15 protein-coding genes and 2 pseudogenes are annotated in these 22,839 nt (G+C 69.7%); 8 read left to right on the top strand and 9 right to left on the bottom strand.

Going from position 1 to position 22,839, the window contains the following annotated elements; genetic code table 11:
• Window positions 1-14: 14 nt before the first annotated feature.
• Window positions 15-3,146 carry an efflux RND transporter permease subunit gene (locus DK427_RS10890; protein ID WP_109951275.1) on the bottom strand — a complete coding sequence of 1,044 codons (3,132 nt, stop codon included), beginning with the start codon at window positions 3,144-3,146 and terminating at the stop codon, window positions 15-17.
• 11 nt (window positions 3,147-3,157) lie between these two features.
• Window positions 3,158-4,876: an efflux RND transporter periplasmic adaptor subunit gene (locus DK427_RS10895; protein ID WP_109951276.1), complete on the bottom strand. Its 1,719-nt coding sequence runs from the start codon at window positions 4,874-4,876 to the stop codon at window positions 3,158-3,160.
• A 308-nt stretch (window positions 4,877-5,184) separates the two neighbouring features.
• Between DK427_RS10895 and DK427_RS10900 the strand changes: the two genes are divergently transcribed.
• Both DK427_RS10900 and DK427_RS10905 read left to right on the top strand, forming a co-directional pair.
• Window positions 5,185-6,582, top strand: a complete 1,398-nt coding sequence (locus DK427_RS10900; RefSeq protein WP_109951277.1) for a cytochrome P450 — start codon at window positions 5,185-5,187, stop codon at window positions 6,580-6,582.
• A gap of 22 nt (window positions 6,583-6,604) precedes the next feature.
• On the top strand, window positions 6,605-9,001 hold the full coding sequence (locus DK427_RS10905) for a putative bifunctional diguanylate cyclase/phosphodiesterase (RefSeq protein ID WP_245930886.1): 2,397 nt from the start codon (window positions 6,605-6,607) through the stop codon (window positions 8,999-9,001).
• A gap of 66 nt (window positions 9,002-9,067) precedes the next feature.
• Here DK427_RS10905 and bcsS read toward each other — a convergent pair.
• From bcsS to DK427_RS10920, 3 genes and pseudogenes are all read right to left on the bottom strand, one after another.
• Window positions 9,068-9,277 (bottom strand): annotated as a pseudogene (gene bcsS / locus DK427_RS27525) (cellulose biosynthesis protein BcsS); the annotation flags it as partial.
• Between the two features lie 243 nt (window positions 9,278-9,520).
• Entirely contained in the window at window positions 9,521-10,954 is a 1,434-nt protein-coding gene (hydA, locus tag DK427_RS10915) for a dihydropyrimidinase (protein WP_109951279.1), read from the bottom strand.
• A 14-nt stretch (window positions 10,955-10,968) separates the two neighbouring features.
• Window positions 10,969-11,931, bottom strand: a complete 963-nt coding sequence (locus DK427_RS10920) for a LysR family transcriptional regulator (RefSeq protein WP_109951280.1) — start codon at window positions 11,929-11,931, stop codon at window positions 10,969-10,971.
• 303 nt (window positions 11,932-12,234) lie between these two features.
• On the opposite strand from DK427_RS10920, the gene DK427_RS10925 reads away from it, so the two are divergent.
• The 6 genes from DK427_RS10925 to DK427_RS10950 all read left to right on the top strand — a co-directional run bounded on the left by DK427_RS10925 (window position 12,235) and on the right by DK427_RS10950 (window position 19,221).
• The gene (locus DK427_RS10925) at window positions 12,235-13,428 is read left to right on the top strand and encodes an ABC transporter substrate-binding protein (RefSeq protein WP_109951281.1); all 1,194 of its coding nucleotides are present in this window, start codon (window positions 12,235-12,237) and stop codon (window positions 13,426-13,428) included.
• A 158-nt stretch (window positions 13,429-13,586) separates the two neighbouring features.
• Window positions 13,587-14,462: a branched-chain amino acid ABC transporter permease gene (locus DK427_RS10930; RefSeq protein WP_109951282.1), complete on the top strand. Its 876-nt coding sequence runs from the start codon at window positions 13,587-13,589 to the stop codon at window positions 14,460-14,462.
• Window positions 14,459-16,240, top strand: a complete 1,782-nt coding sequence (locus DK427_RS10935) for a branched-chain amino acid ABC transporter ATP-binding protein/permease (RefSeq protein WP_109951283.1) — start codon at window positions 14,459-14,461, stop codon at window positions 16,238-16,240. Before DK427_RS10930 ends, DK427_RS10935 begins: the two co-directional genes overlap by 4 nt.
• Window positions 16,240-16,974, top strand: a complete 735-nt coding sequence (locus tag DK427_RS10940; RefSeq protein ID WP_109951284.1) for an ABC transporter ATP-binding protein — start codon at window positions 16,240-16,242, stop codon at window positions 16,972-16,974. Before DK427_RS10935 ends, DK427_RS10940 begins: the two co-directional genes overlap by 1 nt.
• An 81-nt stretch (window positions 16,975-17,055) precedes the next feature.
• On the top strand, window positions 17,056-17,757 hold the full coding sequence (locus DK427_RS10945; RefSeq protein WP_109951285.1) for a cyclase family protein: 702 nt from the start codon (window positions 17,056-17,058) through the stop codon (window positions 17,755-17,757).
• Window positions 17,758-17,811: 54 nt separating this feature from the next.
• Entirely contained in the window at window positions 17,812-19,221 is a 1,410-nt protein-coding gene (locus tag DK427_RS10950) for an amidase family protein (protein WP_109951286.1), read from the top strand.
• Window positions 19,222-19,516: 295 nt separating this feature from the next.
• Here DK427_RS10950 and DK427_RS10955 read toward each other — a convergent pair whose 3' ends face one another.
• The 4 genes and pseudogenes from DK427_RS10955 to DK427_RS10970 all read right to left on the bottom strand — a co-directional run bounded on the left by DK427_RS10955 (window position 19,517) and on the right by DK427_RS10970 (window position 22,798).
• Entirely contained in the window at window positions 19,517-20,317 is an 801-nt protein-coding gene (locus tag DK427_RS10955; RefSeq protein WP_109951287.1) for an alpha/beta fold hydrolase, read from the bottom strand.
• Window positions 20,316-20,483, bottom strand: a pseudogene (locus DK427_RS10960) (GMC oxidoreductase); the annotation flags it as partial. The gene DK427_RS10955 and the pseudogene DK427_RS10960, both read right to left, overlap by 2 nt.
• A gap of 75 nt (window positions 20,484-20,558) precedes the next feature.
• Window positions 20,559-21,905 carry an MFS transporter gene (locus DK427_RS10965; RefSeq protein ID WP_109951289.1) on the bottom strand — a complete coding sequence of 449 codons (1,347 nt, stop codon included), beginning with the start codon at window positions 21,903-21,905 and terminating at the stop codon, window positions 20,559-20,561.
• Window positions 21,906-22,006: 101 nt separating this feature from the next.
• Window positions 22,007-22,798, bottom strand: a complete 792-nt coding sequence (locus DK427_RS10970) for an enoyl-CoA hydratase/isomerase family protein (RefSeq protein WP_109951290.1) — start codon at window positions 22,796-22,798, stop codon at window positions 22,007-22,009.
• Window positions 22,799-22,839 lie beyond the last annotated feature (41 nt).

The following is a 22,839-nucleotide window of genomic DNA, read 5'->3' on the forward strand; positions in this document are numbered from 1 at the left end:
CTTATCGAGCGTCGTCAGAAGGCTTCGGCCGGCGCGCCCTGCGCCGTCTCGGGGCGCGGGTCGGCCTCCGCGCGCAGGCGCGCCAGGGGTTTGGCGCCGAAGGTCAGGAACAGGAGCGGGGTCACCACCGTGTCGAGCAGGGTGGCGCTCACGAGCCCGCCGAAGATCGTCACGGCGACCGGGTGCAGGATCTCCTTGCCGGGCGCGTCCGCGCCGACGAGCAGCGGCACCAGGGCGACGCCCGCCGAGAGCGCCGTCATCAGCACGGGTGTCAGACGTTCCAGGCTGCCGCGGATCACGAGGTCGCGCCCGAAGGGCATCCCCTCGTGGATCGCGAGGTTGAGGTAGTGGCTGATCTTGAGGATGCCGTTGCGCGTCGCGATGCCGGTGAGCGTGATGAAGCCGATCATCGAGGCGACCGAGAGCGGCTGGCCGGCGAGCCAGAGGGCTGCGACCGAGCCGATCAGCGCCAGCGGGATGCTGCCGAGAATGATCAGCGTGAACACGACCGAGCGGTAGCGGCTGTAGAGGAGCGCGAAGACGAGGGCGAGCGAGAGCAGGGACAGGAGCCCGATGGTGCGGCTCGCCTCCGCCTGCGCCTGGAACGAGCCCTCGAGAGAGGCCGCGTAGCCCTCCGGCAGCTTCGCGGCGGCGATCCGCTGGCGGATCGCCTCGACGATCGCCCCCATGTCGGCGCCGCTCGCGGTGTTGGCGAGCACCACGATGCGGCGGCGGGCATTCTCACGCAGGATTTGATTCGGTCCGTCCGTCTCGCGGATGTCGGCGATCTGCCGAGCCGGGACCCAGCCGGAGGGCGTCTCGATCAGAAGGTCGCCGAGGCGCTGGGTGGTGCGCATCGTGTCGGAAAGGCGCATCACCACGTCGAAGCGGCGGTAGCCGTCGACCACCCGGGAGACGACCTGCCCGTTCGAGAGGCGGCTCAGCTGCTCGACGAGCGCGGCCGGCTGTACCCCGTAGAGGGCGGCGCGGGCGTAATCGACGCGGATCTCCAGCTGCGGGATCAAGACCTGCTTCTCGACCTGGAGATCGGCGAGGCCCGGGATGTCGGAGAGGCGCCCGCGCAGATCCTCGGCCAGCCCCCGCAGGGTGTCGAGATCCTCGCCGAAGATCTTCAGGGCGATCTCGGCGCGCACGCCCGAGAGCATGTGGTCGAGCCGGTGCGAGATCGGCTGGCCGACATTGACGCTGACCGGGAGCACGGCGAGGCGACCGCGGATGTCGGCGACGAGCTCGGCCTTCGGCCGCGCGCCGGGCTTGAGGTCGATCTCGAGGTCGGAGGAGTGGACGCCCTCGGCATGCTCGTCGAGCTCGGCCCGGCCGGTGCGGCGGCCAACCGAGCGCACGTCGGGCATCTCCAACACCAGCTTCTCGGCGATCAGACCGACCCGGTTGCTCTCGGCGAGCGAGATGCCGGGGTTGAACGCCATGGTGACGGTGAAGCTGCCCTCGTTGAAGGGCGGCAGGAAGGCCCGCGGCAGGGCCAGCGCCCCGAATGCTGCGAGCGCGACGCCGAGGGCGGCGGCCGCCAAGATCGGGCGCGGGCGGCCGAGGGTGGCGCGCAGGATTGCCGCATTGAGGCGCTTGAGGGTGCGGACGAGGCCCGGCTCGTGCGCGTCGAGGCGCTTGAGGCCCGGCAGCAGGTAGTAGGCCAGGACCGGCGTCAGGGTGATCGAGACGATGAGGCTTGCCAGGATCGAGACGATGTAGGCTTGGCCGAGCGGCGCGAAAAGCCGACCCTCGATGCCGGTGAGCGCGAAGAGCGGCACGAAGACCAGGACGATCACCATCGTGGCATAGACGATGCCTGAGCGTACCTCCTGCGAGGCGGAGACCACCACGTCGAAGACGGAGAGCGGGTTGCCCGCCTGTCGGTTCTCGCGCAGCCGCCGGTAGATGTTCTCGACGTCCACCACCGCGTCGTCCACCAGCTCGCCGATCGCGATGGCGAGCCCGCCCAGCGTCATCGTGTTGATGGATAGCCCGGCCGCGTGGAAGATGATCGCGGTGGTCAGGATCGAGACCGGGATCGCGGTGAGCGAGATCGCGGTGGTGCGCAGGTTTAGGAGGAAGGCGAACAGCACGATCGCCACCACGACGATGGCTTCTACGAGCACCGTCTCGACGTTGCGTATCGAGGTCTCGATGAAGTTCGCCTGCCGGAAGATCAGCCGGTCGGCGCGCACGCCCGCAGGCAGGCCGGCGCCGATCTCCTGCAGTGCCGCCTCGATGGTGCGGGTGAGCCGCACCGTATCGACGCCCGGCTGCTTCTCCACCGAGACCACGACGGCGGGCGCGCCCATGTAGCCCGCATCGCCCCGCTTGACGCGGGCCGCGAACGAGACGTCGGCCACCTGCCGCAGGTAGACCGGTCGGTTGCCGACGGTCGCCACGACCATGTTGCGCAGGTCGTCGAGGTTCATGGTCCGGCCGAGATTCCGGATCAGGTACTCGCGGGCGTACTGGTCGGTGAAGCCGCCGCCGGTGTTTGTTCCGAACTGGGCCAGCGCCGTCTCCAGCTGGGCATGCGTCACGCCGAGCGCCCGCAGCGCGGTCGGCTGGGGCGCCACCCGGAACTGGCGCACCTCGCCGCCCATCGGGATCACCTGGGCGACACCGGGTATCGAGAGCAGGCGCGGCCGGATGGTGAAATCGGCGATCTCGCGCAGCTGCATCGGGCTCACCGTATCGCCGGTGAGCGCCACCATCACGATCTGGCCCATGATCGAGGAGATCGGGCCCATCATGGGCGTCACATTCGGCGGTAGCTGCGGCCGCACCATCGCGAGTCGCTCGGCGACCTGCTGCCGGTTGCGGTAGATGTCGGTGCCCCAGTCGAACTCGACATAGACCACCGAGAGCCCGACGCCCGAGACCGAGCGCACCCGGGCGACGCCGGGCAGGCCGTTCATCTGCGTCTCCAGCGGGAAGCTGACGAGCTGCTCCACCTCCTGGGGCGCGAGCCCTTCCGCCTCCGTCATCACCGTGACGGTCGGGCGGTTGAGATCGGGGAAGACGTCGACCGGGAGCCGGGTCAGCGTGAAGGCACCGTAGGCGACCAGCACGGCGGCCAGCGCCAGCACCAGCAGGCGGTTGCGCAGCGACTGCGTGACGAGGAGCGTGAACACGGGTCGGCCCCTCAGCGGATCTGGTTGAGGAGTTCGGCCCCTTGCGTCACCACCCGCTTGCCGGGACCGATGCCGAAGACCACGAGGACGCGGGCGGCGTCGAGGGGTTCGACTTGGACCTGGCGCGGCTGGAACTGCTCGGGCGCCGTGTGCTCGTAGACGATGCTCTGGCCGTTCGAGCCGCGCACGACGCTGGTGCGCGGCAGGGCGAGGCCCTGCTGGCTGGCTTCCGTCGTGGCCAGCACGGTGACGAACTGGCCCGTGCGCAGCTCCGACGGCGGGTTCTCGACGGCGAACTGGATCGGCACCGCCTGGCTGCGGTCGGCCAGCCCCGCGCCCATGTAGCGCAGGCGCAGGACCTGCCCGTCCGCTAGGCGCGCCGTGGCGTCCCGGGTGCCGACCCGCGCGTTGAAGCTCAGGGCCTCGACCCAGAGCCGGGCCGGATCGACAATCTGGAAGACCTGCACGCCCGGGCTCGCCATCTGGCCGGCGACCGCGTTCGCCTCGGCGATCACGCCCGAGACCGGCGCCGTCAGGGCCTCGGGCTGAAGCCGGATGTTGTCGAGGGCGGTGCGGCGGTCAGTCAGCCCTTTCAGCTCGGCCTGGGCCTCGTCGAGCTGGACCAACGAGACCGCGCCGCCGGGGGCGAGCTTGCGGAAGCGCTCGACCCGGCGCTCCACGATGGCGATCTGCTGGTCGAGTTCGCCCTGGCGCTGGCGCATGTCGGACATGTCGACCGCCTGGACGGGCGGCGTGACGTAGGCCAGCACCTCGCCCTTCTCGACCCGAGAGCCGAGCCGCGGGAACAGGCCGGAGGGCGGCGGCGACAGTCGGCCGCCGACCGAGGACTGCACGACGCCGCTGCCGTTCGGGTCGGCGATGATGCGGCCGGGCAGCTCGCTCGTGCGCCCGAGCATGTCGGAGGCGGTGACCAGGGTGCGCACCGTAAGGACGCGCTGGGTGGGCTTCGGCACGAAGACCGACCCGTCCGCCATGCGTCGGGCGAGATCCTGGCTCGGGGCCGGCGCCGCGGCCAGGAATGCGCCCGGTGGGGTAGGCGTCTCGGCGCCGAGCGCGGCGTTCCCGGCGAGCAGCACCGTCGCTGTCACGAGCACGGCGAGCGCCGGTCCTCGGCCCCGCCCGCGCATCAGCAGCGTCGCGGCGATGCCGAGCACGAAGCCGGAGCCGCCGATCAGCAAGGGCAGGGGGTCGGCCTCCGCGATGTGGCGGCGGAAATCGTGGGCGACCGCGAGGCCGGCCGACCAGGCCGCGAATCCGCCTGCGGGCCCGGGCGCGGCGCCGGCCTCGACGGTGAGCGTGACCGGAAAAATCTCGGATTCACCCCCGCGCGCCACCTCGAACAGAACCTCGTGCTCGCCCGGGCGCTCGCTCCAGTGCGCGTCGAGCCGGTAGCTGCCGTCCGGCATCGCCTCCGCCGTGGCGGCGCCGTCCGGCATCTCGGCCCGCACCACCGCGTCGGTCACTGGCTCGTTCGTGTCGTGCCGGTCGATGAAGACCGTGAGGGCTCCGTTCCGAGCCACCGCCACCAGTTCGAGCGCGCTGCTGCTCGACGCGCCCCGCGGCGCCGTCGCGACAGGCGCTGCCGGGGCCTCGTCCCCGTGGCTGTGTCCCTCGTGGGCGCGGGCGAACCCGCTTCCGAGCGCCAGAACCAGCGCGAGGAACAGCGTCAGGATCGCCGCACCCGGGATCGCGGCGAGCGGGCTCTTCATCGGGTCATCCCCAGCGTGGGCATTGCGTTGCCGCTCGACCGATCGTCGGCCACGGCGTCCGGTTTTCCGTAGCCGGGTCGTTTGGCTCAGCGGTCGCCCTTTCGTGACAAAGTGTGTCACAGCGCGCGTTCAGGAGCGGTCGTGGCGAATCCCCGCTCGGTGTTCGATTCGCTTAGCAGGACGGCAATATTTCGTCAGATAACCTAACGACCTGGGCGCGTATCCTGCACACTTGCTGACGAGTTCACCGGCCAAGTGTGAAAAACGTTAACCGGTTGCTCGGATCGTCTGCCTGGGAGGCCTTTGGTATGCCGTATGCGGGAACATTTCGGGTCTGCCAACCGGGCGGGCTCTCCTACCGTGACGCGCTCGCCGAGGCTGTCGCGCTGCCCGCCCTGCTCGCCACGATGCTGCGGAGCCTGATCGAGGCGTGGCCCGAGCAGGTCTACAGGCAGCCGCTCGTGACCACGCGCTTCCTCGGCCAGCGCACGACCTTTGTGTGCGACCCCGCGCATATCCGCAGCCTGATGGTCGATCAGGCGGCATCGCTCGCGCGCGAGACCTTCATGATGCGGGCGCTCGTGCCGGCGCTCGGGTCCGGTATCCTCACCGCGGACGGTCCGCACTGGCGCGCGCAGCGCCGCACGGCCGCTCCGATGTTCCGCCCCGACCGCGTGCAGGGCTTCGTGCCCGCGATGGCGCGCGCCGCCCAGGCCACCCGCAGGCGGTGGGAGGCCGGCAGTCCTGCGGGAACTGTGCGGGACATCTCCGCCGAGATGATGCGCACGACCTTCGACGTCATCATCGCGACCATGATCTCGGGCGACGACCAATTGGCGGTCGAGCCGTTCGGACGCGCGGTCGAGACCTATCTCGGCCAGACGAGCTGGAAGGTCGCGCTCTCGATGCTGGACGCGCCGGACTGGGTCCCCCATCCCGGCGCACGGGCGGGCGCGCGGGCGGCCACCTACCTGCGCGGCGAAGTTTCCCGGACAATTGCCCGGCGCCGTGCGCGCGGCGAGCCCGGGGACGACCTTCTGGGCCTGCTCCTGCAGGCACGGGATCCGGAGACGGACCAACCGCTTGGCGACACGAGCCTCGTCGACAACCTGCTGACCTTCGTCGCGGCCGGCCACGAGACGACGGCTTTGGTCCTGGCCTGGACCCTGCGAATCCTGGCGGAACACCCGGAGATCGAGCGACGCGTGATCGAGGAGGCCTCCGGCCTCGGCGTGGATCCGGCCGCCGACCCGGCTGCCGTCGAGAGGCTCACCTATACGCGGCAGGTCCTGCTCGAGGTGATGCGCCTCTACCCGCCGGCCCCGCTGATCGTGCGGCGCGCGGCGGCCGATCTGCGCTTCGGCGATATCACGGTGCCGGCCGGCGAGTCGGTTCACGTGCCCGTCTACGCCCTGCACAGGCACCGGCTCCTCTGGGACACGCCGGATGTCTTCGATCCGGACCGGTTCGCGCCGGAGCGTGCCGCCGGCCGCGACCGCTACGCCTATCTTCCCTTCGGGGCGGGGCCGCGCATCTGCATCGGCATGGGCCTCGCGCTGACCGAGTGCCTGGTCATCCTGGCGACCCTGCTGCCCGCATTCCGCTTCGTTCCGGTCCGGGCCGAAATGCCGGCCGCTCAGTTCCGCGTGACGCTTCGGCCGAAGGGCGGCATCAAGATGAAGGTCGTCCCGCGTCATGTCCGCTGACCTTGCATCCGGACCCCGCGGCATGCTCGAGCCCGCGCCGCTGCCCGGTGGCGCGTCGACCTCTCTGGTCGATCGCGCTCGCGGCATCGACACCGTTGAGGATCTGCCCGATCGCTACCGTCTGCAGGTCAGGGCGGGCCTTCTCGACGAGACCTTGAAGCTCGCGAACTACTCCGCTGTGACGCACCTGATCATCGCTGTCGCGGTGGCGTATTTCTTCTGGGATTCGGCGCCGCGCTCCTATCTGCTCTGTCTGCTCGCCGTCGTGGCCGTGGTGATCGTGGCGACGATCTACACGAACCGCCTCTACCGGCGCACCTATACGGCGGCGGTGTCGGAGGTTGGCGTCGCGCGCGGCTACCGGGTGTCCGGCGCGCTCGCCTACGCCCTCGGCCTCGCCTGGGCGACCATGCCGATCGTGCTGTTCGCGCCAGCCAGCAGCGACGAGCGGCTGCTCGTCGTCGCCATCGCGGCGGGCCTGATCTCGGACGCCTACGTCGTCGGTCCGCTCCTGTCTGTCTCCTACCTCTTCGTTGTGCCGGTCATCGTCGGCAGCTTCGCCGGGCTGGCACGAAGCGGCGAGCCGATCGCGATGAGCATCGCGGTGCTGCTCCTCGTCTACGCGACCTTCGTGGTGCTGAGCGTGAGCCGGATGAGCCGCCTGTCCCGCCAGCGCATCCTGGACCGGGTGCGCGTCGAGGATCAGAGCGAGACTATCGGCCTGCTGCTCAACGAGTTCGAGGAGAACGCCAGCGACTGGCTCTGGGAGACCGACGCCGCGGGCGGCTTCCAGCACGTCTCGGCGCGGATGGCGGAGGCTTTAGGCTGTCCGATCGAGCTGCTGCAACGCAGATCGTTCCCGGCACTGCTCGCGCAGCAGGTGGGCCTGCGCAGGGAGGCGGGCCGGAACGTCGAACTGCTCGAACAGCTCCGCGCGGGCAGGCCCTTCCGTGAGCAGTTGGTAGAGATCGAGACCGCGACCGGCATGCGCTGGCTCCAGCTGAGCGGGAAACCGTTCCTCGATCAGCGCGGCCACTTCGCGGGTTTCCGCGGCGTCGGCTCGGACGTCACGCAGAGCCGCGAGGCCCAGGCCCGCATCGCCTTCCTGGCGACCCGCGATCCCGTCACGGGCCTCTCGAACCGGGTCGCGTTCCACGAGACCGCCTCGAAGGCCTGCGCGGCCCTGGACACGGAAGGCGCGCTCGTCAGCCTCCTCTATCTCGATCTCGACGGATTCAAGAAAGTCAACGACACGGCCGGTCACGCCGCGGGCGACGCGCTTCTATCCGAGGTTGCCGCGCGGTTGCAGGCCGTGATCGTCGCAGACGCGCAGGTGTTCCGCCTCGGTGGAGACGAGTTCGCCGTCCTGCATCGCGGCAGGGACTCGGCGCAGGCGGAAGTGGCGGCCGACGCGATCGTCGCGGCCCTGCGCGAGCCCTACCTCATCGACGGGGTCCGGGCGGAGATCGGCGTCAGCATCGGTATCGCGCGCGCACCGCGCGACGCGACGAGCCCGGAGGATCTGCTGCGCAAGGCCGATCTCGCGCTCTACAGTGCCAAGGAGGCCGGCAAAGGTCGTTGGCAATGCTTCGATCACCAATTGGAGCAGCGCGTCCAGCGCTGGCGCGAGCTCGACGGCGCCATGCGTGCCGGGCTCGCGGACGGCGAGATGGAGCTGCACTACCAGCCCCTCGTGCGACTGGAGGACGGTCAGGTGGTCGGCTGTGAGGCGCTCCTGCGCTGGATGCGGCCCGGTCACGGTCCCGTCTCGCCCGCCGAGATGATCCCGATCGCCGAGAGCACCGGGTTCATCATCACGATCGGGCGCTGGGCCCTGCGGCAGGCCTGCGCCGAGGCGCTCACTTGGCCGCCGCCCCTGCGCGTCGCCGTCAACATATCGTCGATACACTTCCGGCTCGCCGGCTTCTTCCGGGAGGTCGAGCAGGCTCTCGCCGAGACCGGGCTCGCCCCCGGGCGCCTTGAGATCGAGATCACGGAGTCGATCTTCCTCGCCAGCACCCCGCACGTCCTCGAGAACCTCAGCGCTCTTCGGGCGCTCGGCGTGCGCATCGTGCTCGACGATTTCGGAACCGGCTACTCGTCGCTGAGCTACCTGACGCAGTTCCCCGTCGACAAGATCAAGATCGATCGCGCCTTCGTGCGCGAGCTGAGCAGCCGTCCGGAATGTCTCAGCGTGGTCAAGGCGATCATGATCATCGCGCGCGATCTCGGCATCGACGTGACGGTCGAGGGCGTCGAGACGGAGCAGCAGGCGGAGCTTCTCAGGGCGCGGCGCTGCGACTCCGTCCAGGGTTTCCTGTACAGCCCGGCGCGCCCGGCGCAGGAGGTGGGCGGATTGATCGAGCGGATCCCCGAGGCGATCAGGCTCGCCCGGCAGCCGCTTCGCGCGGCCGGTTGACGGCTTCGGCCCGCCCTCCGGAACCGAGCGAGCACCGCGCGTGAGCCGCGCGGTGTCGGCACGGACCGCGAGTTGAACCAAACCGAGCTGCATCTCGCTCAGATGCACGCCAGCGCGCGGCTTCCGGTCGAAGTCGTCGCCCATCCCCGCGACTTCCGGGCCGAGGAAGTCCGCCCACGAGCTGGCGAAGCTGGCCTGCACGCGGCCCTGACAGGCGTCGAGAGCGGTGGCGTAGGTGCCTTGGTGTGCGCCGTCGTGACGGCAGTCGGCCGTCATCCCCGAGCATGCCTGCCGTGGGGCGGGCCATCGACGGCCAGCTGCCTGCCAGCCTCATCCTGCCCTGCTATGCCCCACCCGCCAGCGGCGCTTCCAGCTGCACTCTGACCCCATAGTGCCGAATTGGCGATCAAAGCTTACTCATCGCTCGAACGGGGGTGAGATACAGCGCTTACTTCAGCATTCGTTTGCAGTCTGACAGATCATTACAATGCCCATGCTTCTCTTGATGCAGATGCCCAGTCAGACGCGCCAAGTGAGGGGCGGATCGGCCTGCACCGTTCGGTCGATCACCCGGCCCCGAGCCAAGTCCCCCGTGACCCGGCCGTCTTCGGCAACCACCGTGCCGCGCGCGATTGTCATGATCGGCCAGCCCGTCACCGAAAATCCCTCCCAGGGCGTGTAGTCCGCGCCGTGGTGCAGCCTCGCCTGGGTGATCGTCTCGCGGCGGTTGGGGTCCCAGAGCGTAAGATCTGCGTCGAACCCCACGCCGATGGAACCCTTGCGCGGGTAGAGGCCGTAGAGCTTGGCGTGGTTCGTGGCGGTGAGTTCCACGAAACGGTTCAGGGAGATCCGCCCGGTCGAGACGCCTTCCGAGAACAGGATTGGCAGACGCGTCTCGATGCCCGGGATGCCGTTGGGCACGTAGCGGAAGGACTCCTTTGCCCGCGGGTTCAGCTTGCCGCTCGGGTCGTCGTAGCGGAACGGGCAATGGTCCGAGGAAACGATCTCGAACACCCCTGTCTCCAGCCCGCGCCAGATCGCGGCCTGGCTCGCGCCGTCGCGGGGCGGGGGCGAGCAGACGTATTTCGCGCCCGCCATCGGATCGGAATTGCCGCGGCCCTTCAGGTCCTCGGCCGTCAGCGTGAGGTATTGCGGGCAGGTCTCGGCGTGGATCTTCAGGCCGCGGGCGCGGGCCCAGGCGATCTGCTCCATGGCCTGCTCGCCCGAGACGTGCACGATGACGATGGGGAGATCCACCAGCTCCGCGTGGGCGATCGCCCGGTGTGCCGCCTCACGCTCCACCAGCTCGGGCCGCGACAGGGCGTGGCCGTAGGGCGCGGTCTGGCCGGCGCGCTCCAGCTTCTCGGTCATGTACCGGATGGTGTCGTAGCCCTCCGCATGGACCATCACGCGCGCGCCCTCGCGGCGGGCGAGATCGAACACGTCGAGGATCTGGCGGTCGTTCAGGACGAGGTCGTCGTAGGTCATGAAGACCTTGAACGAGGTGTAGCCCTCGGAGATCAGCGCGGGCAGCTCCTGGCCGAGCACGGCGGGCGTCGGGTCCGAGACGATGAGGTGGATGGCCACGTCGATGTGGCACTGCCCCTCGGCTAGCGCCCGGTAGGCGTGGGTGGCCTCCCGCAGGGACGCGCCGCGCGGCTGCAGGGCGAAGGGCATCACGCAGGTGTTTCCGCCGGCGGCCGCGGCACGCGTCGCCGAGGCGAAATCGTCCGCCATGACGATGCCGGGCCCCGAGGCCTGCGCGATGTGGACGTGGCTGTCGATGCCGCCGGGGAGCACGAGGAGGCCCGACGCGTCGAGCGTGCGCGCGGCGTCGGTGATCCGCTCGGCCACGGCCGCGATGCGCCCGTCGCGGATGCCGAGATCGGCGCGGAGCGTATCGGTGGCGGTCACCAGCGTGCCGCCCCGGATGGCGAGGTCGAAATCGGTCATGCGGTCTCAGTCTCTTATGCGCGCACCCGCACGGGGGCGGGGCGCTCCGTCGGCTTGAGGCGGGCGCGCCAGATCGAGCGCTCGACGAGGTCTCCGATCACGCCCGCCAGAACTTCCGCGACAGCCTCGCTGCCTCGGGCATTCAGGGTCCGCTGCGAGACAACGACCGAGAGCCGCCAAGAGGGCGTCGGATCGACGATCGGTATGGCGACCATCTCGCCGCGCTCGATCTCCGCGGCGAGGGCGAAATGCGGCATGATCGCCGCGAAGGCTTGGGCGCGCACGAGTTCCGCGATCGCTGGCAGGCTCTCGCAGTCGGAGGCCAGCGGCGTGATGTCGTGGCGCGCCGCGAGCTGCTCGATCACGGTGCGCAGGACGTTCGGCCGCCCGGGTAGCACCACGGGAAGCGCCTGCCGGAAGACCTCGCCGAACGCGATCTCGTGCCGCGCGGCCAGCGAGTGCGAGGCGGGTACGACGAACATCAGGTCCTCGACCATCATCTCGGTCCAGGCCACGTGCTCGAACGCCTTGTGGTCGTAGAGCAGCGCGACGTCGAGACGTCCGGACTGGATCCACTCGTCCAGCGTTCCGCTCATCGCCTCGACGATGTGCAGGCCGATGTTGGGCAGCGCCTCCGCCATCGTTCGGTGGAGCGGCAGGGACAGGCCGCGGCAGGCCGAGGTCGGCAGTCCGACCGAGATGCGCCCGCTCGGGCTCGTCGCCTGCGAGCGCACGACCTCCTTGGCGCGCTCGACCTCCTGCAGGATGCGCCGCGCGTGCTCGTAGAACTTGAGCCCGAGTTCCGTGGGCGTCACCCCTCGGGCGTGCCGGAACAGCAGGGCCACGCCGAGTTCGTCCTCGAGGTTGCGCATCTGCTGGCTGAGTGAGGGCTGGGCGATCCGCAGCACCTCGGCGGCCCGCGACACGTTTCCGCTCTCCGCGATCTGCGCGAAATATCGAAGCTGACGAAGATCCATGGCGATCCTACTCAAGGCGCACACCAGGATCGTTGCAACGCTACGAGCATGTCAAACTGCTCTAGGCCTGGGCAATCTGCGCAAGCTATGTGCATTGCGTCAATAATTGTGATTGTATCGCAGTGTGTTGACGCCTGAACACCGCGTCGGATCCCGCCTATGATCTAGGCGCATAGGATTTTCCGATGTCTCGTATCGGAAATTGGTCTTTGCGGGCCCCTGTATTGGCTGCGTAGCCTGAGGCTCGTCGATCGAGCATCGGGACCTAACCCGGGCCATCATCGGGATATTGGAGCCCATCGCATGGAAGCGCACAAGTATTTGCGCCGCCTCGTCCTGGCCGCGCCCCTGGCTTTCACCGTGCCCGGTTCCGCACTGGCGCAGCAGGAACCCTGCATCGGCAATTCGGCCGCGATCACGGGTCCTGCGGCCTTCGGCGGTCAGGCGATCAAGATGGGGGCCGAGATCGCCATCGAGGAAATCAACGCCCGGGGCGGTGTGCTCGGCAAGACGCTGCGCTTCGTCCAGTACGACGATGCGGGCGCGCCGCCGCGCGGCGTCGACAACACCCGCCGCATCGCGCTCGCCGACAAGTGCGTGGTGATTCTGGGCGGCTATCACTCGACCGTCTCGGTGGCGCAGGTCGAGCCGGTGCACGCCATCGGGATCCCCTTCGTCGGCGTGCTCGCCGCCAATACCCAGGCGATCGAGAACGGCCGCAGCCCGAACTATATGTTCCGGGTCTCGGCCAAGGACAAATGGGTCGCCCGCTTCCTGGTCGAGCAGGCCGCCAAGGTCTCGAAGACCGGCAAGATCGCGTTCTTCTACGAGAATACCGGCTGGGGCAACGGCGCGGTGCCGGACGTCAAGGCCGCCGTCGCCAAGGCGGGCAAGGAGCTGGTCGCCACCGAGACCTTCAACTGGAACGACCAGGACATGACCGCGCAGGCGATCCGCGCGCGCGATGCCGGCGCCGACGTCGCCCTGTTCTGGGCTCTCGACCGCGAGGGTAACCAGCTCGTCCGCTCGATGGACAAGGTCGGCTACAAGCCCACCATCATCGGCGCCTGGGGCATCGCCGGCAATCTCGGCGAGCTCGCCGGCCCGCTCGCCAACGGCGTCGAGGTCGTGCAGACCTACAGTTTCATGGGCGACCTCGATCCCAAGGGTCAGGCGCTCTGGCAGAAGATCCAGGCGAAGTACGGCCTGAAGGACCCGTCGCAGATCAAGATGGGTTCGGGCATCGCCAACGCCTACGACGCCGTCCACATCGTGGCCCAGGCGATCGAGAAGGCCGGCGCCTACGATTGGAAGAAGGTCCGCGAGGCGCTCTACCAGGTCCGCCACGACGGGTTGGTCGCCAAGTACGACCCGGCCTTCGACGCCGCCGATCCCGAGCGTCAGGACGCGATTCTGCCGCGCGACTACAAGCTGACCGTCTGGTCCGACGGCAAGCTCCTGCCGATCGCCCAGACGCCCTACGGCAAGTCGAACTGAGAACGCGAATTGGAGGCGCGCACGCGCCTCTCACGCCCTCCCCAGCGGGGAGGGGCAGGGCGCGGTTCGCCCGAATCCTCCCCTCACCGGGCCGGACCGCGCCCTGCCTCCGCTGAACGACCCGCCCGCTTCGCACTGGGAGCCCCGCCGCGGCAGCCATGACGACCGCCCTGCAATACACTCTCTCGGGCCTCGCGATCGGGGGCATCTACGCCCTCGTCGCGCTCGGCTTCTACATCATGTGGTCGGCCGCCAAGGCCGTGAACTTCGCCCACGGCGACACGCTGATGATCGGCGCCGTGCTCGCCGTGATGGGCCTCGACGCCGGCCTGCCGCTGCCGCTCGCCTGCCTGCTGGCGATCCTGGCAGGCGCCCTGTTCGGCGTCCTCCTGGAGCGCTTCGCGGTCCGGCCGTTTATCGGCGCGAACGCCTCGATCGGCTGGATGCTCACCACGATCGCGGTCGGGATCATGGCGGAATCGCTCGCCACAATGCAGTTCGGCGGCTTCTCGCGACCCTTGCCCTCGCCGGGCGTTGGCGGGGCGATCTCGATCCTGGGCGCGGGCGTCTATCTGCAGGAACTGATCATCCCGGCGGTCGCCGTGCTGGCGATGACGGGCCTCCACCTGATGCAGCGGCATACGCTCGTCGGGCGGGCGATGCAGGCGGTCGCCCACAGCCGGCAGGCGGCGGCCCTGATGGGCATCGATGTCGATCGGATCGTGATGTTCTCCTTCGGTCTCGCGGCCCTGCTCGGCGCGGGCGCGGGCGTCCTCGTCGCGCCCGTGATCCAGGCCTCCGCCAGCATGGGCGTGCTGCTCGGGCTGAAGGGGTTCGCGGTCGCCATCATAGGCGGCATCACCAGCGGGCCCGGCGTGGTGCTCGCCGGCCTCGCCTTCGGCGTCATGGAAAAGTTCGTCGAGGGCTACGTCTCGACCGCGGCGCGCGAGATCGTCGGCTTCAGCGCGATGATCCTCGTGCTCCTCGCCTTTCCTCAGGGCCTGTTCGGCCGCCGGGAGATCTTCAAGGTATGAGGACCCTCCACATCCTCGGCTTCGCGCTGCTCGCGACCGTCCTCCTCGTCGTGCCGATGACCTCCGGCAACGAGTACGAGCTGCGCCTGTTCATGCTGTTCCTGATCTACGGCGTGATCGCGGTCGGCCTGAACGTCCTGGTCGGGCTCACCGGCCTCGTCTCCCTCGGTCAGGCCGGCCTCTTCGCGCTCGGCGCCTATACGGGGGCGATCCTGGCGATCCGGCTCGGCCTCGACCTCGTGCTCGCCAGCCTCGGCGCGGCCCTCGTCGCCGGGCTGTTCGGCGCCGCGCTCGCCTATCCGAGCGTGCGGGTGCGGGGCGTCTACCTCGCGGTGGTGACGATCGCCTTCGGCCTGATCGTCGAGAACGTCGCCATCGAGTGGCAGGGCCTCACCGGCGGCACCACGGGGCTCACCGGCATCCCGGGCCCGAACATCCTCGGCTACCCGCTCTCGGGCTACGCCTTCTACGCGGTGCTCGCGATCACCCTCTTTCTCGCCACGCTGGCGGCGCACAACCTGAAGCACTCGGGCTACGGCCGCGCGATGCTGGCGGTCGCCCAGAGCGAGACGGCCGCGCGCAGCCTGGGCATCGGCGCCACGGGAATCCGCACGCTCGCCTTCGCGGTTGCGGCGTTGACGGCGGGGATCGCAGGCAGCTTCTACGCCTTCCTCAACGCCTACATCTCGCCCGACATCTTCACCTTCTCGGATTCCGTCCGCTTCCTGCTGATGGTGATCCTGGGCGGCGCGGCCTCGACCTTCGGGCCGGTCGTCGGCGCCTTCATCCTGACCTACCTGCCGGAGGTGCTGCAGAGCTTCGCCGAATGGCAGAAATTCGCCTACGGCGCCCTGCTGCTCGCCGTGATGTTCGGCCTGCCGGGCGGCATCCTCGGCACATTGGGCCAGCTCTACGCCCGCCTGCGCCCCGGTCCGCGCGGTGTTCCCCCGGCCGAGGGCACGCCCGCCGCCGAGATCCTGGCGGGCCGCGCGCCGGCCGGCCTGGAGACCGACGGTCTCACCGTGCGCTTCGGTGGGCTGACGGCACTCTCCGCCGCGAGCGTTCGGGTCGCCCCGGGCGAGATCCATGCCCTGATCGGCCCGAACGGGGCCGGCAAGTCGACCTTCGTCAACACGATCTCGGGCTTCTACCGGCCGAGCGAGGGGGGCGTGCACTTCGACGGGACCGACCTCGCCGGCCTGAAGGTCCACGCCGTCTCGCGGCTCGGCCTCGCCCGCACCTTCCAGAACACCGAGCTGTTCGGGCAGATGAGCGTGCTGGAGAACGTCATGGTGGGCGGCTTCAGCCATCTCCGCTACGGCTTGCCCGGCACGATTCTGCGCACGCCCCGCTTCCGGCGCGAGGAGGCCGCCTGCCGCGCCGCCGCGATCGGTCTGCTCGACTTCGTGGGCCTCACGGACGCGGCCAACGAGCAGGCGCGCTTCCTGCCCTTCGGCCACCAGCGCCGTCTGGAGATCGCCCGCGCGCTCGCCACGCGTCCGCGCCTGCTGCTCCTCGACGAGCCCGCCGCAGGCCTGACCACGCAGGAGATCGACGAGCTGGAGGCGATGATTCGGAAGATCGCCGGGCTCGGGGTCTCGGTGCTGCTCATCGAGCACCATGTCGACCTGATCATGGCGGTCGCCGACACCGTGACGGTTCTCGATTACGGCCAGATCATCGCGAGCGACCGTCCGGAGGTGGTGCAGGCGGATCCGCGGGTAATCGAGGCCTATTTCGGCGGCCCCTCCGCCATCCTCGATGCGGAGGCCGCGTGATGAGCGATATCCTTCTTGCGGTCGAGAACCTGGAAGTCCGCTACGGCGCGGCGACGGCGCTCCGCGGCGCGAGCCTCACCGTCCCGCGCGGTCAGCTCGTCGCCGTGATCGGCAACAACGGGGCCGGCAAGACCTCGCTGATGCGCGGCCTCACCGGCCTCGTGCGGCCGAGCGGCGGCCGTGTCCTGTTCAAGGGCGAGGAGGTCACGCGGCTGCCGGCACACGCCAAGGTGGCCCGCGGCCTCGCCATGGTGCCCGAGGGCCGCCTGATCTTCCCCGACCAGACCGTCGAGGACAACCTGATCCTCGGGGCCTACGCGCATGGCGGCCTGAAGACCGCGCGGGCGCAGGCCACCCTGGAGCGGGCGCTCGCCCTGTTCCCGCGCCTGCGCGAGCGGGTGCGCCAGCCCGCCGGCAGCCTGTCGGGCGGCGAGCAGCAGATGCTCGCCATCGCCCGCGGCCTGATGGCCGAGCCCGACCTCCTCGTGATCGACGAACTCTCCCTCGGCCTCGCGCCCCGCGTGGTCGAGCAGTTGATCGGCGTCCTGCGCGACCTCAACCGCCAGGGCCTCACCATTCTTCTCGTCGAGCAGCTCGCGGCCTACGCGCTCGCCATCGCCGACCACGCCTACGTGGTGGCGCAGGGGCGCGTGGTGCGGGACGGCCCGAGCGGGCTCATCGCCCGCGACCCGGAGGTCATGGAGGCCTTCCTCGGCAAGAAGAAAGCCGCCTGAGAGCGGCATCCCCGAAGACCCGATCCGGCGCGGCACCCTCCAGTGCCGCGAACGGTCTCCCACGCCCGATAAGGACCCGCCATGCCCCAGCGCGTCGTCGACCTGAGCCTCCTGATCGAGGACAACATGCCGGCCCACAAGCTCTTTCAGCGGCCGGTGATCACCACGCATCTCAGCCACGAGAGTTCGGCCGCCCTGAACCTCGGCGTGCCGGGCGATGCGATGACCTTCCAGACGAACTTCATCGCGATGCTCGACCATGTCGGCACCCACGTGGACGCCTTCCTGCACGTGAACCCGAACGGCCAGCCCGTCGACGAGATGCCGCTGGACCTGTTCATGGGCAAGGCCGTCTGCTTCGACCTGCGCCACATCCCCGACCTCGGTGACATCACCGTCGCCGACATGGAAGCGGCCGAGGCCCAGAGCGGAGTCAAGGTCGACGGGCACATCGTCCTGCTCTGCACCGGCTTCCACGCCCGCAACTATCCGGGCCTCGACTCGGTTTGGAAGAATCCGCTGCTCACCGCCGAGGCGACGCAGTGGCTGCACGCGCGCGGCTCGCGGATGCACGGCGTCGAGGGCCCCTCGACCGACAAGCCGAGCGACAACATCTTCGCCCAGCACCGTCTCTGCCGCGACCTCGGCATGAGCCACTGGGAGTGGCTGGTGAACCTCGAGGAGCTGCTCGGCAAGGGCGAGGTGCAGTTCTTCGGCGCACCGCTGAAGTTCAAGGGCGGCTCCGGCTCGCCGGTGCGCGCCTTCGCCATCGTCAACGACTGACGCGACCGCGGCGTCCCGTGGGGCGCCGCACCCCGATTCAGGAAGAGCGGAGCGATGACGCGCGACCTCGACTTCATGACCGCGCTCGACTTGCGGCGCCTGATCGCGACGCGCGCGGTGTCGCCGGTGGAGCTGACCGAGCGCGCGCTCGCGCGGGCCGAGGCGAGCCAGGCCACGCTCAACGCCTTCTGCCACCTGATGCCGGAGGAAGCCCTGGCGGCCGCCCGGCGCGCCGAGGAGGCGGTGATGCGGGGCGCGCCGCTCGGCCTGCTCCACGGCCTGCCGGTCTCGGTGAAGGACCTGATCGCGGTGGGCGGTCAGCCCTACGCCTCGGGCTCGCGGGCCATGGCGGGCACCGTCGCCGCCGCAGACGCCCCGTCCGTCGAGCGCCTGCGCGCCGCGGGCGCCGTCATCATCGGCAAGACCACGACGAGCGAGTTCGGGGCCAAGCCCGTGGGCGACTCGCCGCTCACCGGCATCACCCGCCACCCCTGGGACCCGACGAAGACACCGGGCGGATCGAGCGCCGGCGCGGCCGCGTCGGTTGCGGCCGGCATCACGCCCTTCGGGCTGGGCACCGACGGCGGCGGTTCGCTTCGCATCCCGGCCGCGCTCACCGGCCTCGTCGGCCTCAAGGCGCAGTTCGGCCGCGTGCCGGTCTGGCCGACCTCGGCGACGCCGACGCTCGCCCATGTCGGCGCGCTCGCGCGCAACGTGGCCGACGCCGCTCTGCTGACGATCGCGGTCGCCGGCCACGACCCGCGCGATCCCTTCGCGGTGGCCGGCCCCATGCCCGACCTTCTGGGGGCGGCACGGGCCTCTATCGCCGGCCTGCGTGTCGCCTGGAGCGCGACGCTCGGCTACGCGCGGCCGAGCGCGGACGTCGCCGCCATCGCGCGCGCCGCCGCGATGGCTCTGGCAGACCAGGGTGCGGTCGTGGAAGAGGTTGAGACCGTCTTCGAGTCCGATCCGGCCGACCTCTGGACCGCCGAGTTCTACGCGGGGATCGGCACACGCCTGCGCGGCGTCCTCGAAGGCCGCCGCGATCTCCTGGATCCGGCCGTCGCCGACGTGCTGGATGCCGCCCTCGGCCAGGAGATGCGCGCCTATTACGAGACCGTCTTCGCGCGCTACGCGCTGCGGGACCGGATGGCCCGCTTCTTCACCGGGTACGATGTCCTTCTATCGCCGACATTGCCGATCTCGTCCCTGGAGGCAGGCCGGAACATCCCGGACGGGCTGGAGGACCGCAGCCTCGTCTCCTGGGCCTTCTACACCTACCCCTTCAACCTCACCGGCCAGCCCGCTGCCTCCGTCTGCGCGGGAATCGCCTCTGACGGAATGCCGGTCGGGCTGCAGATTGTCGGTCGCAGCCTCGGTGAGTTCGACGTGGTGCGGGTGGCTGCGGCGATCGAGCGGACGAAGCCGCCAGGCTATAATCTTCGGCTGATCGCAGAGCCTTGACGAATGGCTACGATGAATAGGGCGCGCGGACCCTGCTCACCGAACTCGTCCGCGCCGATTATCCGTCCGTGAAACACACGCGAGGTGTTGCACCCATTTTTCCTCAATGTTCAGGAGGCCGAGAAACGTGCGCTCGGCGCGGACCAGTGTGCTTGTCAGGGTCGATTCTGAGAGCCGACGTCGATTTCATTCAGATCTCTGCCCTTCTGTGCGCAACGAGCTGTATCGGCGCACGCGCGCGCTGCCGCGGTTTCCGAGGCCGGAGCAGCCGCGCAGCTCGATCAATTAAACGCAGTTACAGTATTTTGTGCTTGAGGAAGAAATCTAAAATCATAGCCAGAGTGCCTGCGGGATCCTGTTCCTGGGGAGCATGACTCAGCTCGCCCAGGTAATGAACCTCCACATGAGGGCAGGACTGGGCCACGGCATTGATCTGCAACGCCGTGCCGTAGCGATCCTTCGCGCCCTGTATGAGCAGGAGAGGCACGGTCAGGTCCCGCAGGGCCGCCCGAACATCCCAGGCGCCCCGCTGGGGATCGAGCCACGCATCGCTCCATCCGCGGAAGGCGCCGTCCACATCCAGATGCTGCGCGGCCAGGCGTCGCCTGAGGTCGCCCGTCTCGAAGGCCGTCACGGCGCGTCGGACGCCGGCGAGCGTGAGGGCCTCCACAACGACGTGCGGCGCGATCAGGGTCGCTCCCCGGATGCGTGGCTCTCCGGCGGCCGCCGCGAGGGCGGCGATCGTCGCACCGTCCGAGTGGCCGACGAGAACGCAGTCACGGATTCCGGCCGCGTCGAGCACGCGCGGGAGAAGCTCCGCCTCGCGCTCCAGGTAGTGGATGGAGCGGGGCAGAGCGGCCGGGCTCGATCGCCCATAGCCCGCGCGGGAATAGGCGAAGACCGGGCATCCTGCAGCCTCGGCGAGCGCGTCGGCGAACGGCCACCAGCCCGCGGCAGAACCAAGGCCCTCGTGGAGGAGCACGATCGTGCACGAGTGCACGGAGCGCAGCAGGGTGCGCCGATACTCGAGACGCTGCGCACCGAGGTGGAGAAAGCCCGAGGCGGATCCTTCGGCCTCAGGCGGCTCGAAGGTCATCGGCGATCTTCTCGGCGATCATCTGGGTCGGGACATTGGTGTTGGCGCTCGGCAGCCGCGGCATGACGGAGGCGTCCGCCACCGTCAATCCTTCGATTCCGACGATGAGGCCGGCCGGGCCGACCATTGCCCCGGGATCGCCGGAGGCGCCCATCCGGCAGGTGCCGCGCCCGCCCATCCGTCGAGATCGAGGGCGGAGTCCCAGAACGCGTTGTCCGACATCGCGCCCGCCATCTCGCCTTCACCCGCGATCGAGGTTGCCCCGCGTCTCCGGCATCAGCATCGCGCCGATCAGGTAGGCGACCGTCACCAGGGTCGAGAAGATCGCCAGCACCAGCGTGATCTGCCCCGGCCCGTCGGCTGTGAGCGAGACGAGCGTGGGCAGCATGCCGCCCAGCGCGAAGCCGATATTCCAGCTCAAGCCAGTGCCGGTGGCCCGCAGGGCCGTCGGGAAGGTCTCGTTGAGGAAGATCAGCAGCGGGCCGTAGCTGCCGTTCGCCACGAAGGCGAGGAGCATGGCGTAGAGCCCGATCTCGAGGACGTCCGTGGCGCGTCCGAGCGCCAGGAACAGCACCGGGAAGGCGACGAGCCGCACCGCGCCCATCAGAAGGAAGCATCGCTTGCGGCCGATATGCTGACTCAGCTCGCCCAGGCCGCATGCGCCGACCGCGGCGGCGAGGCTCGCGCCGATCAGCATCATCGAGGCGGTGGCGTTGGGCAGGCCGTTCACGAGCTTCAGTACGGTCGGGAGATAGCCCAAGGTCAGGTAGTAGGCCGCGCCGCCGCCGAAGGAGAGCAGCGAGGCGAGCAGGAAGCTGCGGCCGTGCTCGGCGGAGAACAGGGCCCGCACCGGCGAGACGGGCGCCATGGCGTCGGCCCGGCGGGCCGCCTTCGCGGCCTGGAGCTGCCGGAAGATCGGTGATTCCTCGAGATTGCGGAACAGGATAAGTCCGACCACCGAGGTGATGAGGCCGGAGAAGAACATCACCCGCCAGCCCCAGGCCGCGAAGGCCTCGCCGGGCGCCAGCAGAGAGACCACGGAGAAGACGAGCGAGGCGAGCAGGCTGCCGATCGCCGCGCCGCCGCCGCCGACGGAGCCCGACATCAGGCCGCGCCAGCGCTCGGGCACCGACTCGGTGCCGATCGTGTGCGAGGCCGCGACCACGCCGCCCACGAAGATGCCCTGGATCAGCCGGAAGACGAGGAAGATCGCGGTGGCGGCCCAGCCGATCTGGCCGACGGTCGGCAGGAGGCCGAAGGCGGCCGTCGAGAGGCCGACGCCCATGACCGCCACCATCAGGGCGCGGCGGCGCCCGAAGCGATCCGCATAGGTGCCGAACAGCGCCGAGCCCAGCGGCCGGATCAGCAGCGTCACCGCGAAGGAGGCGTAGGCGCCGGCCAGCGACAGCATCGGCTTGTCGGCCGGGAAGAACAGGGTCCCGACGACCGGCGCCACGTAGAGCAGGATGAACAGGTCGAACAGGTCGAGGCCCCAGCCGAACAGCGAGGCGAGCGCGGCGGTCGCCGTCTGGCGCGTGGTCGGCTTGGGCAGGGCCGCGGGGGCGGCCAGCGTCGTGGTGGCGTCCATGTCTCTTCTCCCTCTTGGCCCGCGCGAGCCCGCCCCTATGCCGCCCGCCGGTCTTGATGCCGGCGCGGCGGTCGTTCCCCGGCGTCCCTCGGCGGGCGGCTCTAGCGGCCGCTGAACTTCGGCTGGCGCTTCTCGTGGAAGGCCTCGACGCCCTCGCGGAAGTCGTCCGCCTGGCGCAGGCGGCTGTAGCAGTGGCCCTCGAGCTCGATGGCGATCGCGAGGCTCGAATCCTCGGTGTCGTTGAGGAGCTTCTTGGCGGTGCGCTGGGCGATCGGCGAGAAGGCGCGCAGTTCCTCCACCAGCGCGTCGACCGCCGTCTCGAGGTCCGCGTCGGCCACGCACTCGGTGGCGATGCCCCAGTCGAGCGCCTGCCGGCCCGGGATGCGCTTCGAGCGCATCACGATGTCCTTGGTGCGGGTGATGCCGACGATCTTCTGCAGGCGGGCTGAGCCGCCCGATCCCGGGATCTGGCCGAGCTTCTGCTCGGGGAGCGCGTAGCGGCAGGTCTCGGAGACGATGCGGAAATCGCAGGCGAGCGAGATCTCGAAGCCGACCCCGAAGGTGTAGCCGCGGTTGGCCGCGATCACCGGCTTGGTGCAGCGCGCGGGCGCGGCGATGTTCCAGGCGAGCTTCGAGACGTGCTCGGGCGAGGCCTCCAGGAAGCCCTTGATGTAGCCGCCCGAAGAGAAGTGCTCGCCTTCGGCCCGCAGCACGATCACGCGCACGCGCGGATCCTCGTCGAGCGCCTCGAAGACCTTCCGGATCTCGTCGCGCTGGGGCATCGCAATCACGTTCATCGGCGGCCGGTTCAGGATCACGTCGGCGCGCTCGCGGGCGGGGTCGATCTCGACGCGAAATCCGTCGAGGTTCGTCAGGCGGGGATCGTCGGTCATCGGCGCTCTCTGCTCGGAAGGGGATAGGGGAGGGCGGGCCT

This window comes from Methylobacterium radiodurans, from assembly GCF_003173735.1.
Classification (GTDB): Bacteria; Pseudomonadota; Alphaproteobacteria; order Rhizobiales; family Beijerinckiaceae; genus Methylobacterium; species Methylobacterium radiodurans.

Coding starts and splice junctions, on each gene's coding strand:
- DK427_RS10920 (WP_109951280.1), bottom strand. CDS start 11,931: ATGGATCTTCGTCAGCTTCGATATTTCGCGCAGATCGCGGAGAGCGGA.
- DK427_RS10965 (WP_109951289.1), bottom strand. CDS start 21,905: ATGGACGCCACCACGACGCTGGCCGCCCCCGCGGCCCTGCCCAAGCCG.
- DK427_RS10900 (WP_109951277.1), top strand. CDS start 5,185: ATGCCGTATGCGGGAACATTTCGGGTCTGCCAACCGGGCGGGCTCTCC.
- DK427_RS10905 (WP_245930886.1), top strand. CDS start 6,605: ATGCTCGAGCCCGCGCCGCTGCCCGGTGGCGCGTCGACCTCTCTGGTC.
- DK427_RS10970 (WP_109951290.1), bottom strand. CDS start 22,798: ATGACCGACGATCCCCGCCTGACGAACCTCGACGGATTTCGCGTCGAG.
- DK427_RS10935 (WP_109951283.1), top strand. CDS start 14,459: ATGAGGACCCTCCACATCCTCGGCTTCGCGCTGCTCGCGACCGTCCTC.
- DK427_RS10950 (WP_109951286.1), top strand. CDS start 17,812: ATGACGCGCGACCTCGACTTCATGACCGCGCTCGACTTGCGGCGCCTG.
- hydA (WP_109951279.1), bottom strand. CDS start 10,954: ATGACCGATTTCGACCTCGCCATCCGGGGCGGCACGCTGGTGACCGCC.
- DK427_RS10895 (WP_109951276.1), bottom strand. CDS start 4,876: ATGAAGAGCCCGCTCGCCGCGATCCCGGGTGCGGCGATCCTGACGCTG.
- DK427_RS10940 (WP_109951284.1), top strand. CDS start 16,240: ATGAGCGATATCCTTCTTGCGGTCGAGAACCTGGAAGTCCGCTACGGC.
- DK427_RS10930 (WP_109951282.1), top strand. CDS start 13,587: ATGACGACCGCCCTGCAATACACTCTCTCGGGCCTCGCGATCGGGGGC.
- DK427_RS10945 (WP_109951285.1), top strand. CDS start 17,056: ATGCCCCAGCGCGTCGTCGACCTGAGCCTCCTGATCGAGGACAACATG.
- DK427_RS10955 (WP_109951287.1), bottom strand. CDS start 20,317: ATGACCTTCGAGCCGCCTGAGGCCGAAGGATCCGCCTCGGGCTTTCTC.
- DK427_RS10925 (WP_109951281.1), top strand. CDS start 12,235: ATGGAAGCGCACAAGTATTTGCGCCGCCTCGTCCTGGCCGCGCCCCTG.